This window comes from Pantoea sp. EKM10T, assembly GCF_011800685.1.
GTDB lineage: Bacteria > Pseudomonadota > Gammaproteobacteria > Enterobacterales > Enterobacteriaceae > Pantoea > Pantoea agglomerans.
In genome coordinates, this window is the sequence record NZ_JAALEU010000007.1 from 238,952 (window position 1) to 257,145 (window position 18,194).

The following is an 18,194-nucleotide window of genomic DNA, read 5'->3' on the forward strand; positions in this document are numbered from 1 at the left end:
AAGAATTACGCATCAGCTAATTTTTGCTAAAAGTTAATATTATGCTCAGCCGGTTATTTATGCTCTCTGGAACAAATTCACCACATTGCTGGTGGCTTGTTCAATCCTATTAACGCGCCTCTCCCATAACTCAAGTGCCTTACGCTTCTCACTAAGGTAATCATAACGGTCATAATGCTTCGAGCTGACATCCTGCAAAGCATGGTTTTGAATGCGGTCGCGCAACTCTTTCGAAACACCGATTTCGCCCATCAGCGTTTTGCAGGTCCGCCGTAAATCCCTCGCAACAAACACCGGATGATCAGGAAAGTGCTCGCGATAATAGATAATTGCCTGCGCAAAGCTGTCAGTTCGTAGATGCTTGCCCGCATCCAGTCGCTGCGGGAAGATAAACGGACTATCGTTAACGTTTTCCACCTTCAGCCTTTCCAGCATTTCGACCGCTGAATCCGTTAACGGCACCAAATGGTCGCGCTTGTTCTTTGAGACGTCAGCAACAATCAACAGTGTTTTCTCTTCCCAGTTCACGGCATCCCACCGACTGGAAGCCAGTTCATGCGGGCGCTGCCCACCAGCGTAAACACATAAATTAAGCAGCAAGCTCACCGTGCTGCCAACGCTTGGCGTTTTGGGAAAGTCATCCATCAGCTGTTGCAGCTCATTCAACTTCAGCCAGTTGGTTCCCGCTTTCTCTGCAGCCGACTGCTTAGGGATGACGCTCACCGGGTTCATCTCAAGCCCAAACATCACGTTCTGCTGATGGTTGGCCGGATCGTTATCCGCTTTAAGCCCGTAGTTGAAAGCTGCCATCAGATAAGAGCGCACACGGTTCGCTTCAACGCTCGCCCCGCGATGAATGATAGCGGACAGAATCTGTTTGATATGTAGCGGTGTGACTTCGTTAGCTTTCGTATCTTTGGCGATGAAGGAATAGGTTTCCTTTTCCAGACGGTACAGCACCTGCTGCCATGTCCGCTTTCCATCTTCCCGCATTTTGTTGGTGTAGCCCTGAATAAGCTGCTCGATACTGCCCTTTAACTGTTCGGCACGCTTTTGCTTTTCCAGCGCGATTTCCTGTTCAGCCTTTTCGACCTTAGGGTTCTTCCCTTCCTTAAGCGTACCGGCATAACCTTTTGCAAGCTGACGAGCTTGAGCTAACGACATTTCAGGGTAACGACCCAACTGAATGAAGTGGCGCTTAGCATCCCAGTAGTATCGATAGTAGAAAACCCGCTGCCCGGATGGCTCAACTTTCACGCCCAGTCGCCCAGCCCCACGCTCACCACTTTTGTCCCAAACCTGATAAGCCGAGTCGCGAGCTTTAAGGCCGCGTACCAGTGAGTCCGTTAAATTATCTGCCAAAAGAGAGTCCTTACGAGTATTTTCTTGCCGTTTTCTGGGTGATGTAGCAGGTGACGTAAGGATGATACTGAAAGCAAATAGCCGGAACAACATGAAACGAAAGAACAAACATAACATTCTGTTTTTAATGAATTAATGTATAAGAGTGGTTAAGATTGGAAAATAATGAAACAAGCTATTCATATGACTCATAATCGCTTGGTCGCTGGTTCAAGCCCAGCAGGGGCCACCAAATTTTACCTGTTAAATCAGCATATTGAAGCTAGCTTTCAGGGTGGCTTTTTTGTTTATCCTTCAAATCCCCCTTCCTTGTTTCTCTCTTCCTATAAAAATCTGAAATTTTTCTGTTAAGCCACCGCCAGCTAACCCGGCAGGCCGGAAATCTGCTGATTGATGTCCGATTCCATCAGATGGAAAGTTCGGCCTTTCGCGAACTCAACAGGCGGCGTGGTGATGCCTTAGTGCGCATATCTCCACTGGTCGGGGCCGTGCCGGGTAAACTACGTCAGGGAGATGAAGGCTTCAGTATATTGCCGACTCAGCCGTTTCACCTCTCCCTTTCCCTGATTAACCTCACATTCTCTTACCCACCATTTTCCCTGTAAAAGACGCCACTCATCCCCACTCTGATAACCCGACTGATACCCCGGAGTCACTTTTTAATCCTGCAGAGGGTGTATCAGATTATTTTCATAAACCCGCTATATTTACGGATATGAACAAATGCAGTCCAGACGGGCCAATTGAAATCTGCAAAACGTGTGCACTGAGGTCAGATTCACAATTCTGCAGATTAATTTATTGAACAGAAGAGTATGAATAGATTAGAGGTTTATCATGAAAAGTTCATCGAGTGCTGAACTCTGCTGCCGGGTAATTCGTGGAAGAACCATCATGCCGCTGAAGAAAGTTGCGTTGTATCAGGTCGAATTTGAAAATGGCAGATTTGCTGTGTTACGCATTAATAATCTTCTGACGCTTCAGGAAGGCGATATTATCTCAAGAGTTAATGAAGTGTGGTCTGCAGGACCAGATATTATTCAACTTTCATCATTCGAATTTCTCGACCAGGGCGAATCACAGCGTTATTTCACCGAGTACGAAAGATAATGCAGATTTATCAGCACATTGTAATTAATGTTACGAAGATATTGTCTCAATGAGAGATAAGGTTAAACAGTATGACTTGCTGCTGCCTGTTGATCGCAACATAAAAAGACGACGGACTTTATATAACATACAATGACTTACAGTGAGGGCATAAGACTGCCTGTCCTTTATTCTTTTTAGCTACAGACTGTCTGGAAAACTTTTTACACACCGGGCACTGTGTATTGGTTTCGCTGCTGTGTAGCGCGTCGAAGAGAAAGCTCAACCAGGTCATGTCGTTATCCTCTGAAATGTTGCCATCAGCGTAACACAGTGCAGGTAAATTAATTTTTTTATCTGTCGGCTCTGATGTTAAAAAGGGCTAAGGTGAGGAGAAGGCAGCTATTTATTTTTTTAACTTTATTTTATCGCCATAAGAGAACGCCAGACGGTTAATCAGGATAGCTACGAATAACGGAAACAGGACTATAATCAATATCATCTACACCTGTTTATCACCTCCAGCCCTTCTTTTGGCTCCTTTTTTGTCATCCTTTTTTTTTCCGGATCCAGCTGCTGCGCAAGCGCAAGGAAATGAGTGTGAAAATAAAACTGACGACGTGGTTCAGCCGGGAAAGTGAATTACCCGATGAACATTTTCCTTTGTTCCCGACAGAAGGTATTTATCAGGCCCACCGGCCAGATATTTTTTCGGCTGAACAAATGGATAACTACGGCGAAAAATTAGCGAAAACGCATAATCTGTCGGGTGGAAAATGGTCCTACCGACTGTTGCAGCAGCTGGCAGATAATGAACTGTCATTGACGCGCAGCGCAGAGATCCTGAGTGAAGGCGATAAACGCAGCCAGACACCGGCGGCCGTCTGGATACTGGATAATTTTTACATCATTGAAGAGCAGATCCGCCTGGTCCGGCACCTGTTACCGGCAAAATTTGGTAAAGGACTGCCCATGCTGGAGGAGTCGGCTCATTACCTGCGCATCCAGGCTATCGCCGAGGAGATGATTAAGCACAGTGATGGCAGACTGGAAACCAGCGTCCTGCATCCTTTTATCGCTGCCTACCAGCGCGTTACGCCCCTGCTGCTCGGCGAACTGTGGGCCATGCCTGCCATGTTACGGTTTGCGCTTATCAACAATCTGGCCCGGATTGCGGCTGACGTCGCCAGGGTACATCAGGAACGTAATAAAGCGGAGCAGTGGATCAGCGATATCCTCTCCACTGCCGCCGAAGATGCGTCAAAAGTTATTCTGGTCATCGCTGATATGGCCCGCCAGAACCCGCAGGTTTCCGGCGCTTTCGTCGCTGAACTTGAACGGCGCTTAAGTGGCCAGAACAATACTCTGGCGTTAACCTGGGTCGAACAACAGCTGGAAAATACCGGCCGGAAAACCTCGGAAGTCATTGAGCAGTTCAACCGGCAGCTGGCCCTGAGTCAGCTCTCTGTCAGCAACAGTATTACCGGCCTGCGACAACTCGGCGAAATTGACTGGCAGGCCTTTGTCGAATCCGTCAGCCTGGTTGAGAAAGTCCTGCAGCAGGATCCCACCGGGACATACCCGCTGATGCATTTTGACAGTCGCGATGACTACCGCCACGTGATTGAACGTCTGGCGCGGCACAGTCGGTTTGATGAACGTGAAGTCGCCCAGGCTGTGCTGACGCTGGCAAGCCAGCCTGATCTTCCCCTGCGTCAGCAGCATGTCGGCTATTACCTGCTGGATAAAGGATTTCAGCAACTGGAACAGCAGCTTGACGTTAAGGTGACGTGGCTGAACAGGAGCCGGCAGCATCTGAGTCAGACCCCTTTACTCTCCTGGTTAGGCAGCCTTTTACTGCTGACAACCGCGTTTACCGCCGAGATGCTCTACAGCACCCATCAGGCGGGCATGGCATCTTTATTGTGGTTGCTGGTGCTGCCCGCCATCATTGTCAGCAGCCAGCTAGCCTTGCAGTTGCTGAGCGAGTTAACCACCCGTAGCCGCCATCCCCTTCCCCTGCCCCGACTCGATTATTCTCTGGCGGTACCGGAGCATGACCGCACACTGGTAGTTATCCCCTGTTTACTCAGCAGCAATGAGGGAACAGACGCCCTGCTGCGCTCTCTGGAAATCTGCTATCTCGGTAACGCCTTAGCGAATATCAGTTTTGCGTTACTGACCGACTTTACCGATAGCGCCGAACAGGACCATCATCATGACGCCGCGCTTATCCGTTACGCCGTGCTGAAAACGGAAGCGCTGAATCGGCGCTACAGCGGGGGTAAATCGGATATTGCGCTCTTCTCCCTTTTACACCGTGACCGCACCCATAATATTTCTCAGGGCGTCTGGATGGGGTATGAACGCAAGCGCGGTAAGATCCATGCCCTGAATCGCTGGCTTCAGGGTGAAGAAAACGCCTTCAGCGTCACGGTAGGTGCCACGCAGACGCAGCTGCACAGCGTTAAATATGTGATTACTCTCGACAGCGACACAATACTGCCGCGTGAGACAGCGCATAAGCTGATTGGCGTCATGGCCCACCCGCTCAATGCGCCGGTGTTCGATGATGTCAAAAATCGGGTGGTTGAAGGCTATGCCATCCTGCAGCCTCGTCTGGCTGAAGAGATACCGGTTAACGGTCAGAGCCGCTATGCCCGGCTGTGCAGCAGCATTCCGGGGAATGATGCTTACTCCTCACTCTCATCCGATATTTATCAGGATCTGTTTGGTGAAGGCTCATTTGTCGGCAAGGGTATTTACGATGTCGCTGCCTTTAGCCGGGCGATACGCAATACCTGTCCGGAAAATCTGGTGCTGAGCCATGACCTGCTTGAGGGGTGCTATGCCCGCTCCGGTGTGGTCAGTAACGTCGTCCTGTATGAACAATATCCGGATAGTTATCTGAGCGATGTTGCCCGACGATTTCGCTGGGTGCGGGGCGACTGGCAGCTCCTTAACTGGCTACGGTTGCAGGTGCGGCAGGAAGATTGCAGTCGTCAAAAGAACCCGCTCAGTGCGCTTTCCCGCTGGAAATTAACAGACAACCTGCGCCGCAGCCTGGTGGCGCCTGCCCTGCTGATGCTGGTGTTTATGCTGTGTACGATAGTACCGAATCCAATATTCTGGGTCGGGTGCATCATGCTATTTCTGCTGCTTCCAGGACTGCCAGCGTTGGTAATCGACGGGGTGACGAAAAGTAAAACGCGTGCCTGGCGGCAGCATTTATCCATGCTGGTCACCGATGCATTTAACCGCCTTTCCCGCGCTGGCCTGGCGCTGGCCATCCTGCCTCACGAGAGTTACTGGTCGCTGAAGGCGATTATCGTGACCTTATGGCGCCTGACTATCAGCCATCGCTACCTGAACGAGTGGAAGAGCGCTTCATCACTGAAACCTGTCGAGCCTGATGTGCGCCATTTCTACCGCCGCATGTGGATTAATCCGGTAGCAGGCGCGGCTCTGGTATTCCTGACCAGCCTGAGCATGCCGTCGATGACGCATGTCGCACTGGCGCTCGCTTTATTGTGGGCGGTCGCCCCCGCGTTACTGAGCCGCATGAGCCAGCCCAAACGCGCTCAGCCAGGCAGCCTTTCAGCGGAACAGCGCCTCTTTTTGCGTCGCACCGCGCGTAGAACCTGGGCCTGGTTTAACGAATTTGCCAGCAGTGATAACAACCATTTGCCGCCGGATAATCTGCAGGAGATTCCGGAGTCGCGGGTGGCCAACCGGACCTCACCGACCAACATTGGCCTGTCGCTGCTGGCAAACCTGACGGCATGGGATTTTGGTTATATCAGCCAGAATCGGGTCATCAGCCGGACGCTCGACACCCTCGATACCCTTGATCGAATGGAGCATTTCAGAGGACATCTTTATAACTGGTATGACACCCAGACGTTAAAACCACTGAACCCACGCTACGTCTCAACGGTAGACAGCGGTAATATGGCGGCTCACCTTGTGACCCTTCAGGCTGGCCTGGCGCAGTGGAAATACCAGCCGGTGATGTCTCTCCCCTGTATCCTGGAAGGTCTCTCCGATACCTTCTCACTGCTTAAAGACCAACTGAGCGACACCCGCAGCGACATTGTGGAACAAATCGCAGCTAAGCTAAGCCTGATGCAGCGCGCTTCACCCACCGATTTTCACGCCGGGATGCAGGCTCTGCTGGCATTAAGCGTATTGGCAGAACAGGCTTATCTTCCGACAACGCGGGTAAACTGGCCGGCGCTTTTCCATCAGCAGCTGGTGGATTTTACTCAGGAGTGGTCCCTCCTTTTCAGCTGGGTTAGCCCGGATGCGCCACTGCCTGCCGACATTCCGTCATTGCTGTGGCTCGCTGAGTTGAACCTGAACCGCCCCGGACTCCCGGAAAAACAGGCAGAGACTGCGATATGGGCCGCCCGCGAACGAATGGCTGCCCTGCTGGAGCTGGACAGCCGCCTTAGCGATCACGCCAGTATGGACTTCCGCTTTCTCTATTATCCGGCCACGTCTTTACTCAGCGTGGGCTATAACATGGACAGCGGTCTGCTGGACGCCAGCAAATATGACCTTTTCCCTTCAGAAGTCCGCCTGACGCACTACTTTGCTATTTCCACCAGTCAGCTTCCGGCCAAGAGCTGGTTTGTACTGGGGCGCTTATTTACTCAGCTTAATAACCAGCCCGCCGTGATGTCATGGAGCGGCTCAATGTTTGAATACCTGATGCCGCACCTGGTCATGCCGGTTTACCCCGACACGCTGCTGGAAAAGATGGCGTTATCGGCGGTCAGGCAACAGATTGCCTCGGGTAACAGCACCGATACGCCCTGGGGCGTTTCGGAATCGGGTTACGCTGCGTTTGACGTCAATCATAACTACCAGTATCGGGCATTTGGTACGCCAGAACTGGGTCTGAAACGCGGCCTGAATGACAATCATGTTGTTGCGCCCTATGCGACGCTGCTGGCGCTGATGGTGCTGCCGCAGGAGGCGACGGCTAATCTGATAAGACTTAAAAAAATGGGTGCCAGCGGTGACTACGGTTATTACGAAGCGCTGGATTTCACCGCGGATCGACTGGCTCCCGGTCAGCCATTTGCGATCGTCAAATCGTATATGGCTCATCATCAGGCGATGGGATTGCTAGCGCTCTCTCACCAGCTGCTGGATGCGCCCATGGTCGCGCGCTTTATGTCCAGCGCACTGTTTCAGTCGTCGCGTTTGCTGCTGCAGGAAAAAGTGCCTGATGATATTGAGCTCTATACCCCACGCCGCAGTTTTGTCGAAAACAGTGACCCTAAACAGCAGCGCAGCATTCCCGACCAGCGTGAATTCAGTGGTTCAGATCCGCGCCAGCCACAACTTCAGCTGCTTTCCAATGCAGATTATCATCTGATGGTGACGCACGCGGGGACAGGCTACAGCCAGTGGAAGGGGCTGGCACTCACCCGCTGGCGTGCGGATAGCACCAGCAACAACTACGGAACGTTCTGTTACGTTACCGATCAGCAATCCGCCGAAGTGATTGCTCACAGCTATCAGCCGACCTGCTGCGAGCGTCCGCATTATAAAACCCGTTTCAATGATGCCGGGATTGAGTTTGACGCTTCAGGCACCACCTTCAGCATTCACACGCATATCGTGGTCTCCCCGGAAGATGATGTGGAGATCAGACGCATCACGGTCACTAACCGTTCCCGTCAGACCCGCCCGTTCGATATCACCAGCTACACCGAAGTGGTACTGGCGCCAGCAGCCAGCGATATGGCCCACCCTGCGTTCAGTAATCTGTTCGTCCAGACTGAGATCGTTGACAGGCTGGAAGCGATTCTGGCTCACCGTCGGCCACGTGAAGAGAAAGAAGTGACGGCATGGATGTTTCACGCGATGGCGATACATGGCAATACCGGTCGCCAGACCTCTTTTGAAACCGACCGGGCTCGTTTTCTCGGGCGCGGCAGGACCCCAGCCGATGCTCAGGCGCTGATGCCGGGCAGTGAATTAACGGGTCAGCAGGGAGCGGTGTTAGATCCCGTGTTATCAATTCGCCAGTCAGTGACGTTAAAAGCGGGAGAGACCGTCACCATCGATATGCTTTACGGTGTGACACTTCAGCGTGACACCACTATTGCGCTGATTGAGAAGTACCGTAACCACATCAGCGCCGATCGGGTATTTGAACTGGCGTGGTCCCACAGTCAGGTCGCCTTGCGTCAGTTGAATATCCGCACCGAAGATACCAGCCTGTTTAATCAGCTGGCCAGTGCCGTGCTGTTTTCCAGTGCCGAAATGCGTGGCGAATCAGACGCGCTGATGCAGAACCGGCTGGGCCAGGAGTCATTGTGGCGCCATGCGATTTCGGGTGATCTGCCGATTCTTCTGGTTCGGATAGAAAACATTAATCAGCTCGACCTGGTCACCACGCTCATTCAGGCGCACCAGTACTGGCGACAAAAAGGGCTGACGGTCGATCTGCTTATCCTGAACAGCGACCAGGGCGGCTACCAGCAGAACCTGTTCAATCAGCTCACGACCCTGATCCCTGCCGGAGATGAACGGCAGCAGGCGGACAAACCTGGCGGCATATTTATCCGCAAAAGCGAAAGTTTTTCCGCTGACGATCTGCAACTGTTGCTGAGCGTCGCGGCTGTCGTGCTGGAAGGCCGGAACGGTAGCCTCGCCGATCAGCTCAGCACGCTGTTAAAACCGGTGCGCACCCCGCCTGCTTTTGCGTTTCCATCGGTCAGTAAGACGCCGCCGCCTGCAGCCGTCACCTTTTCGCCGGAGCGGTTGCAGTTTTTCAATGGCACCGGTGGTTTCAACGAGGACGGCAGCGAATATCACATCATTCTTTCCGGCCAGCAGCAGACACCTGCGCCGTGGTGCAATGTGCTGGCCAACAGCCAGTTGGGCACCGTCATTTCCGAGAGTGGCCAGGGCTATAGCTGGTATGAAAACGCGCATGAATATCGTCTGACGCCCTGGCACAATGACCCCGTCAGTGACAGCTCTGGCGAAGCGCTTTATCTGCGTGATGAAGAGACGGGTGATGTCTGGTCGCCCACGCCGCTTCCGGTTCGCGGCAAGGGCGATTATCTGACCCGTCATGGCTTCGGTTACAGCACGTTTGAACACACGGAGTATGGCATCAGCAGCACGTTAACGGTGTTCGTGGCAGAAGAGGCGCCGGTCAGACTTTCCCTGCTGACGCTGAGTAACCTCTCTGGCAAAACGCGTAATCTGTCGATTACCGGATACGTCGAATGGGTTCTGGGTGAGCTGGCGAGCCGCTCCGCAAGGCATGTGGTGACGTCCCCTGCCGCTATCGCCACAGGCAGCGCGGTTCTGGCCAGAAACTTTTATAACAGCACGGGCTCTGCGCGGACCGCTTTTTTTGCCGTCACAGGTACCCGGATTGCGTACAGCGGCAACCGGCTTGAGTGTCTGGGCCGTAACGGCACCACACGGCAGCCCGCGATGATGAATGTTCGTGGTCTGTCAGGTAACACCGGGGCAGGAATGGATCCCTGCGCCGCGCTGCAGACGCTGACGACACTGATTGACGGCGACAGCCGCAGCTTTGTTTTTGCCCTTGGCGTCGGTGAGGATGAGAGTGCAGTGACCGCGCTGATGCAGCAGTTCCTCTCCACCGGGGAGGCTCAGAACGAGCTGTCCAAAGTTAAACAGCACTGGCACCAGCTACTGACTAAAGTGCAAATCCAGACACCGGCAGCGGAGGTCGATTTACTGGCAAACGGCTGGCTGCTGTACCAGACGCTGGCCAGCCGTTTGCTGGCGCGCAGCGGATATTACCAATCCGGTGGTGCCTTTGGTTTCCGCGATCAGTTGCAGGATACGCTGGCGCTGACCCACGCTGCCCCTCAGCGCCTGCGCGATCAGCTGTTGTTGTGTGCATCCCGCCAGTTTATCGAGGGAGATGTACAGCACTGGTGGCATCCGCCTGCTGGCCACGGCGTCAGAACCCGCTGCTCCGACGACTACCTGTGGTTGCCCTATGCGCTGTGCCGCTATGTGCAGGCAACCGATGATATTGCGCTGCTGTCACAGCCCGTCAGCTACCTTGAAGGTCGCCTGCTGGCAGAGGACGAAGAGTCTGTCTATGAGCTTCCGGGCGTCAGTAAGATTAATGAACCGCTATGGCAGCACTGCGTTCGCGCGGTTAACCACGCCCTTAATTTCGGCCAGCACGGCCTCCCGCTGATGGGCTCAGGGGACTGGAACGATGGTATGAGTACCGTCGGGATTGCCGGCAAGGGTGAAAGCGTCTGGCTCGGCTTCTTCCTCTATACGGTTCTGGACCGCTTTGCCGCGCTGGCTGTGCGGTTCGGCGATACCGATACCGCCCGCCACTGTCAGGAGCACGCGCAGACGCTCAAAACCGCGCTTAACCATGCGGCCTGGGATGGCGAATGGTATCTGCGCGGCTTTTTTGACAGTGGCCAGACGCTCGGTTCACATGCTGACAGTGAGTGCCGGATAGACGCCATTGCCCAGAGCTGGTCGGTACTCTCTGGCGCAGGCGAGGACGCCAGATGCCGGTCAGCAATGGCGGCGCTTTATCAGCATCTGGTTGATAAGGATAACCGGCTGATTAAATTGCTCACTCCGCCTTTCGATGGCGCAGGGCCAAATCCGGGCTACATTCGCGGTTATTTACCGGGCGTCAGGGAAAATGGCGGTCAGTACACCCATGGGGCTCTGTGGGCGATTATGGCCTTTGCGGCGATGGGTGAAACAGAGCGCGCCTGGTCCCTGCTCTCTATGATTAATCCGGTTAATCATAGTGGCAATCAACAGGATATGGCGATCTACAAAGCAGAGCCTTATGTGATGGCTGCGGATGTGTATGCGGCCGAAGGCCACAGCGGGCGAGGCGGCTGGACCTGGTATACCGGTTCGTCAGGCTGGACCTATCAGCTTATCAGTGAGAGTCTGCTTGGGATAAGCCGGCGCGGCAACGCGCTGTCTCTTCGCCCACAGCTTCCCGCTGACTGGTCAGAGATAAAAATTGTCTACCGTGAGGGAGAAGGGATCTACAACATCCGGGTTACTCGCGGTGACAGCACCTATCAGCTGTGGCTGGATGGCAAACGGTGTGACGGTGACGAAATAGCGCTGGAAAGCCATCGCCAGGAACATCAGGTTGAAGTCAGGCTGGGCTCTGCATCAGGTTAAGTTAAACCAGACACCCCGCCTGCATCAGCTTAAAGAGGAGATTAAGTGGCCTTTGCGAGCGGGCCGTTGAGCTGCCACCCGCGTCAGGTCGGGCAGCTCAACGGCAGCGTTCTGGTGAGTGGCGAGGGTTAATCGCCTGCTCACAATTATCTGTCGCCCTGCCCTGTTTTCCCTCGCGAAGCCCATGCTATCTTGTGGTTTTGATTTTTTCAGTGGGCAAAATTGATGACAAAGTTGCGGGTAGGGATCGTGTTTGGCGGGAAATCGGCTGAGCATGAGGTGTCGTTACAGTCGGCCAAAAATATCCTTGAGGCGATCGACAAAACCAGGTTTGACGTGGTGCTGCTGGGCATTGATAAGCAGGGACACTGGCGTCTTAACGATGCTTCAAACTTCTTACTTAACGCTGAAAATCCGGCGCTGATCGCGCTGAATCACGCCGCTGAAGATGTGGCGCTGGTGCCCGGCACAACTCAGCAGCAGATCATCACCCGTCATAACGCCCATCCGCTGTCGCAGATCGACGTTATCTTCCCGATCGTGCACGGTACGCTGGGTGAAGATGGCTCCCTGCAGGGCCTGCTGCGTATGGCCTCGTTACCCTTCGTCGGTTCCGACGTGCTGGGCTCTGCGGTCAGCATGGATAAAGATTTTACCAAACGCCTGCTGCGCGACGCCGGCCTCAACGTCGCGCCGTGGGTGAGCGTCACCCAGGCCCAGCGTGCACAGCTGGACGCCAGCGCAGTCATTGCCCGCTTTGGTCTGCCGCTGTTTATCAAACCCGCCAACCAGGGTTCATCCGTGGGCGTCAGCAAAGTGGATAGCATTGAAGAGTTTGATGCCGCGCTGGCGCTGGCCTTCTCCTTTGACCGCAAGGTGCTGATTGAGCAGGGTATCAAAGGCCGCGAGATCGAGTGTGCGGTGCTGGGTAACGATGCCCCTGAAGCCAGCCCCTGCGGTGAAGTGGTGGTGCATGACGCCTTCTATTCGTATGACACCAAATATATCTCTGAGAGCGGTGCGCAGACGGTGGTCCCGGCAGCCATTTCATCGGAAACCAGCGATGCGATTCGTGAGGTCGCCATCAAGGCCTTTACCGCGCTGGAGTGCTTTGGCATGGCGCGCGTCGATGTGTTTTTAACTGACGACGGCGAAATTATCGTCAACGAAGTGAATACCCTGCCCGGCTTCACCAATATCAGCATGTATCCGAAACTGTGGCAGGCGGCCGGACTCAGCTATCAGGACCTGATCAGTCGTCTGATCGACCTGGCGATTGAACGCCACCAGCAGGCCAGTACCCTGAAAAGCAGCGTCAGCTGACACAACCCGGCGGCGTGGCGTTATGCCACGTCGCTGGTGATGGCACGGTAGTTAACCGGCGAGGTCTGATTGCGGCCATTGCGTTTCGACAGATAGAGGTTTTTATCGGCTGCGGAAATCAGCCGGTTGATGACGCGGTGCCACTCCGTCGCCTCACCGGCATTGCCATGCGCCAGCCCCAGACTGACGGTTACCGTGGCCGTACTGCCCTGCAGCCAGAACTTCTCTTTCGCCATCTTCTGCCGGATGCTCTCAGCAAGAAAGTAGAGCTTTTCCGGATTCTGGTCGAACAGCACCACCGCAAACTCTTCGCCGCCAAAACGGCAGATGCGCCCCTCTTTACCCACAACGCGCTGCATACGGCGGGCGATCTCTTCCAGTACGCTGTCACCCGCATCATGACCAAAATTGTCATTAATCGCTTTAAAGTAGTCGACATCCAGCAGGATCACGCCCACCCGGCGGTCCGGGAAGATCGGCTCAGCACGCAGACTTTCATAGAGGCCGGAACGCGACAGCAGCCGGGTCAGGAAGTCATAGTTGGCGCGCAGCGCCAGACGCTGGTTGAGCTGGCGAATCGCATCCATGCTCACCGCCACAATCAGCGGGCTGATCGCAATGGTCGCCACGCCCAGCCGTGCCGAGGTCAGATGGGTGATCGGCAGCATATTGTCATCGCCCTGGATATTCATCACGCCATGCGAAACCAGAATGATTTCGCTAATGCCGGTCAGCAAAATCACCAGGCTGGTGAGCGGCATCGGCAGCACGATGGCGCACCAGACCAGCGCCGGAACCGGGAACGTCAGGCTGCCTGCGCCGCCCATCATCGCGCCAATCATCAGCGAAAAAATCACGGCGACAACCGGTGCCAGCTTGCGCATCTGCATAAACTGCCGGGGCGACAGCGACGCCCAGTCGCGCGTCAGCAAAAAGGGCAGCAGCATCAGCCCGGTTGAGAACTGTTCGCTGAACCATTCGCCCCAGGCCGTCACCAGCCCGCTGTTAAAATCGGCCTGCTGCGCCAGCGCCCCCCAGCTGGCGCAGGCCAGTCCGGCCAGCAGACAGGCCGGAAAAATGCGCAGCACGCTGGTTATACGCTCGCTGCCGGAGTCGTGCTGAAGATGTTTTACCAGCAGCGTCACCGCCACCAGCACAAACAGAAGATTCGCCATGTTGAGGGTAAAAGCAGAGAGCGCCCAGCCTGAAAAAACGATGTCGTTAAACACCATCGCAGCAAAGGTGGCCAGGTAATAGCGGGTCTGATGCAGAAAAGGATTCCGGACGATCACGCCAGTGACAATCGCATTGACCGGCCAGAACAGCGACAGCTCCTGTGGAAAGCGCAGGTGTCCGCCGATAAAGCAAAACAGCAACGTGATTAAAAACAGTGAAAATGCGTTCTTCTTAACGTTGTGCTCTTCAAACAGCTGTATGCGCATACATCCGGACCTTGTCACAGAGAGGCTGGCTGTCCACGCCAGCCTGGACAGGCGCGTGGTGTCAGAATGATTAAATCCTGAATCTCCTCAATGTCATCCGGCGATAAAACCTCGTTTCATGGGCTAACTCAGAAAAGTTACCGTTTTGAGGCTAAACCCATCAGATGACAGCAAAAACTGGGGCTCTATTATGCATCGCAAATAAAAAAATCGGATATCCGAGATATCCGATTTTTGCTGTTCTGACGACTTTACCGTTGCGCTAAACGCTATTTTACGGCAACCGGCCACTGACTCAGGCGAATGCCGCGTTTGTCGGCGTTATCGCCAAAATCTTTCAGCACCGCTTTGACGTCGGGATCGATATATTCCGCATTGTCGTTATCGACGATGACGACGCTGTTCTCCGGGATCTCATCCAGCAATCCCTGCAGCTTTGGATTGTGCATAAAGGTCAGGTTCTGCTGAAAGCGCAGCACGTAGTGGTCGTCATAGCGGGTGAGCTGCAGCGCGTTGCGATGGCTCTTATAGATGCTATAGAGGATCTGCGTGGCGATGCCGATACCAATCCCGACCAGCATGCCCAGCGTGATAATACCGACGATGGTGGCCAGAAACGGCACGTACTGCTGCGCGCCCATCCGGAACTGCTCAATAAACAGTTTGGGTGTCGCCAGCTTGTAGCCGGTATAGAGCAGCACGGCAGCGAGGCTGGCCAGCGGAATGGCGTTCAGCATCTCACTGAACCACATACCGCAAATCAGCAGCAGCACACCGTGAATGAAGATCGACAGTTTAGTCTGCGCGCCCGCACTGACGTTAACCGAACTGCGCACGATCACCGCCGTTATCGGCATCGCGCCAAGGAAACCGGCCGCCAGGTTACCGATGCCCTGCGCGAACATCTCTTTGTTGGGCGACGGCGCGGGCGTCTGAGGACGCAGTTTTTTCAGCGCCTCCTGACTCAGCAGCGTTTCCAGACTGGCGACCAGGGCTAAGGTTACCGCAACAACCCAGACCTGCGGATTCTGCCAGGCCATCCAGTCGGGCGTTTCCAGCTCTGCTACCAGCGCGGAAATGCTGTCAAAAGCGGGCAACGAAATACGCGCCAGACCGCTGGTCATCTCCGGGAACAGCCGTCCACCCACGACGGTAGCAAGGCAGCCTATCAGCACGGCAATCAGCGGCCCAGGGATCCAGGCCAGCGCTTTGATCCGCTTCACCGGTGCGGTGGTCCAGAGACATAAAATGGCCAGGCCGACACCCGCTACCGCTACCGCAGGCAGCGAGAAGGCCATCTCACCGGTCACCAGTGAAACCAGCTCCGCATCGCCCGCGGCACCCAGCGCCACCGGGATCTGCTGCATGATCAGCAGCAAACCGATCGCCGCCAGCATCCCTTTAATGACGCTGCCCGGCACCAGCGAAATAAACCGTCCGGCACGCAGCAGGCCAAACAGACATTGCAGTGCTCCGGCGATAATCAGCGCGGTGAGAAAGGCGGAAAAACTGCCCAGAGACGCCATTGAGGCAACGACGATGGTGACCAGGCCTGCCGCCGGGCCGCTGACGGCAAACCGGGACGGACTCAGTGATGTGACCACCAGGCCGCCAATCACACCGGTCAGCAGACCGGCAAACGGCGGTAATCCGCTGGCCTGTGCGATGCCAAGACAGAGCGGTAAGGCGACCAGAAACACCACCAGACCCGCAGGAATGTCGCGACGCAGGGTATCGAGGTTCATAATGAAGGTTCCTCTGCAGATTGATGAATCAGCTCTTTAAGATGGCCGGAGCGCAGGTCATACACACAACCAAACACCTCCAGTTCCTGGCCCGATTGCCAGATTTGCCGGACCGGTTCAGATTTCACCAGTCTGGCGAATTGCGCCTTAACGTTGGCCTCAACCAGCCGATCGAGCTGTTCACCCGGCTCCGCGTCTGAAGGGGGGCTTTCCGCCAGGCCATGCTGAATATCATGACGCAACGTCTGAATGCGTCTCGCCAGCGCGCTCTCCTGCCCGTCCAGCACGCTACCCGGCAGATTCTGCGCGGCTTCCACCCCACCGCAGCCATAGTGGCCGCTTAATACAATGCGTTTTACACCGAGAAAGAAGAGCGCGTATTGCAGCACGCTCAGTAAATTGTCATCGTCCTCAATCACCATGTTGGCGATATTACGATGCACAAAGAGTTCGCCAGGATGGGAGCCGGTTAAGACTTCTGCCGGAACGCGACTATCAGAACAACCTATCCAGAGTGAGTGCGGCTTTTGCTGATGAAGGAATTTTTTAAAGTAGTCTGGATTACGCTGGCGGCGCTGTAATGCCCAACTGCGATTTTTCGCTAATAAGGGTTTAAGTGTCGTCACAATCATCTTCTCTCTACTACCGGGATGTCGCATCCTGGCTAACCACAAAGTGTATCGGCTCACAAATAAAGCGTGAGCCGCCAGGCAAATAAGAACTGAGTCACAGAAAAAGGTTATAGCCGCTAACCATTACCAATGCACGAGCAATATTTCACAGCACTTTAACATCATGCTATTTGTCAATCTGGCGTCAGTAAGAGTCAGGGGTAAGTAAATTTAATTAAGCAGCAGAGAAGTGAAATAATTAGCGGAAACTATTTTAAGATCAATAATATCAATAGATTAAAATATAAAATATAATAAACTAAAGTTATTGCTGACAAAAAAATACAATCATTAACCAAGGGGATATTCACTGCCATACCAACCGGCCTGCTTTTTACCAGGAATACTCTTAATTAAAAAATTAACCATTAGCACGATCAACCGGCTTAATTGCTGATAGCCAGTCAGATATGCCTGATTTTAGATAAGAATGAAGCAAGAGATAATTAATTTAATTTGCAGCAAAATAGTGACGGGAGAAAGTAAATCAGGACCATGTTTTAACAGAGCCTGACACGGTCAGGCTCTTTTTCTTGACGAATTATTTACCGTTCCAGCTTTGCAGGCGCGATTCCCGCACAGACAGCTGCTGTTCGGGCGTCAGTTTATTGTAGTTTTCCGCCATTCCGCTCTCCCAGTCGCCGTAGAGCGGATTCGGCAGCACGATGAACTGCGTTCCAAACTGCTGATGGTTAAGATTCACAAAATCACGACGCGTCTGATTACCCTGATGCCAGGTCGCGCCACCAAAATCGTTGAGGTTATCGCCAACGTAGAGCACCACGTTATAACCGGCATTTTTAATGGCATCGAAACGCGCCTGCTTATTGGAGCTGTCAGTATTCAGACGTACCGTTTTATCGCTGACGTTGGGGAAGCCAAGCTGCTGCATGTTAGCGACCGTGGCCGCGTAATCTTTCTGATCGCGGTTCGACACATAGAACAGCGTGCCGCCATTCTGTGTGACATGACGCGCAAACTCTATCGCGCCCGGCACCGCTTTCGCCTGCCGCGCCTGTGTCCAGGCTGACCAGGTTTTGCTGCTGAACGGCTGGCCGTTCTTCGCCTGCCACGCGCTGTAGGCACTGTTATCCAGCATCGTCTCATCCAGATCGACAATCACCGCTTTGGGTTTGCCAGTCAGCGAGGGGGCCTGATCAAACGCCATACGCGCGGTATTAAATGCCTGCCAGGTCAGCGCCTGATATTCACCAGACTGCTGGAACCAGTTTACCGCCAGCACCGATTGCTGGCCGAGTTGCTGCTGCGCGGTCTGATGTGTCGACGAGGCGCAGCCGGTAAGCAGCAGCGCGACCAGTCCGGATGCAGCCAGTTTTGCGGAGGTTTTCATCATTTCATCCTTAAGGTGAGAAAGG

The 18,194-nt window shown here is 54.1% G+C and carries 9 protein-coding genes and 1 tRNA gene; 4 read left to right on the plus strand and 6 right to left on the minus strand.

Annotated features, from left to right (window positions below; all coding sequences use genetic code 11):
- Positions 1–57 precede the first annotated feature (57 nt).
- Entirely contained in the window at positions 58–1,362 is a 1,305-nt protein-coding gene (locus HFD95_RS15220; RefSeq protein WP_167430454.1) for a site-specific integrase, read from the minus strand.
- 147 nt (positions 1,363–1,509) lie between these two features.
- Between HFD95_RS15220 and HFD95_RS15225 the strand changes: the two genes are divergently transcribed.
- Both HFD95_RS15225 and HFD95_RS15230 read left to right on the plus strand, forming a co-directional pair.
- Positions 1,510–1,594 (plus strand) — tRNA-Met (locus HFD95_RS15225).
- 605 nt (positions 1,595–2,199) lie between these two features.
- Positions 2,200–2,472: a hypothetical protein gene (locus tag HFD95_RS15230; protein ID WP_242459332.1), complete on the plus strand. Its 273-nt coding sequence runs from the start codon at positions 2,200–2,202 to the stop codon at positions 2,470–2,472.
- A gap of 118 nt (positions 2,473–2,590) precedes the next feature.
- Here the strand turns inward: HFD95_RS15230 and HFD95_RS22240 are convergent, their stop codons facing one another.
- Positions 2,591–2,746 (minus strand): YnfU family zinc-binding protein, encoded by a 156-nt coding sequence (locus HFD95_RS22240; protein WP_216844881.1) that lies wholly within the window; start codon positions 2,744–2,746, stop codon positions 2,591–2,593.
- Between the two features lie 305 nt (positions 2,747–3,051).
- On the opposite strand from HFD95_RS22240, the gene HFD95_RS15235 reads away from it, so the two are divergent.
- Both HFD95_RS15235 and ddlA read left to right on the plus strand, forming a co-directional pair.
- Positions 3,052–11,637 carry a GH36-type glycosyl hydrolase domain-containing protein gene (locus tag HFD95_RS15235; RefSeq protein ID WP_167430455.1) on the plus strand — a complete coding sequence of 2,862 codons (8,586 nt, stop codon included), beginning with the start codon at positions 3,052–3,054 and terminating at the stop codon, positions 11,635–11,637.
- A 225-nt stretch (positions 11,638–11,862) separates the two neighbouring features.
- Positions 11,863–12,960 carry a D-alanine--D-alanine ligase gene (ddlA, locus tag HFD95_RS15240; protein WP_111534648.1) on the plus strand — a complete coding sequence of 366 codons (1,098 nt, stop codon included), beginning with the start codon at positions 11,863–11,865 and terminating at the stop codon, positions 12,958–12,960.
- A gap of 20 nt (positions 12,961–12,980) precedes the next feature.
- Here ddlA and HFD95_RS15245 read toward each other — a convergent pair whose 3' ends face one another.
- From HFD95_RS15245 to HFD95_RS15260, 4 genes are all read right to left on the minus strand, one after another.
- Entirely contained in the window at positions 12,981–14,402 is a 1,422-nt protein-coding gene (locus HFD95_RS15245; protein ID WP_163799470.1) for a GGDEF domain-containing protein, read from the minus strand.
- Positions 14,403–14,671: 269 nt separating this feature from the next.
- The gene (locus HFD95_RS15250; protein WP_167430456.1) at positions 14,672–16,147 is read right to left on the minus strand and encodes a SulP family inorganic anion transporter; all 1,476 of its coding nucleotides are present in this window, start codon (positions 16,145–16,147) and stop codon (positions 14,672–14,674) included.
- Positions 16,144–16,779: a carbonic anhydrase gene (locus tag HFD95_RS15255; RefSeq protein ID WP_029519418.1), complete on the minus strand. Its 636-nt coding sequence runs from the start codon at positions 16,777–16,779 to the stop codon at positions 16,144–16,146. The genes HFD95_RS15250 and HFD95_RS15255 overlap by 4 nt, the downstream gene beginning before the upstream one ends.
- A gap of 580 nt (positions 16,780–17,359) precedes the next feature.
- The gene (locus tag HFD95_RS15260) at positions 17,360–18,169 is read right to left on the minus strand and encodes a 5'-nucleotidase, lipoprotein e(P4) family (protein WP_010699771.1); all 810 of its coding nucleotides are present in this window, start codon (positions 18,167–18,169) and stop codon (positions 17,360–17,362) included.
- Between the last annotated feature and the right edge of the window lie 25 nt (positions 18,170–18,194).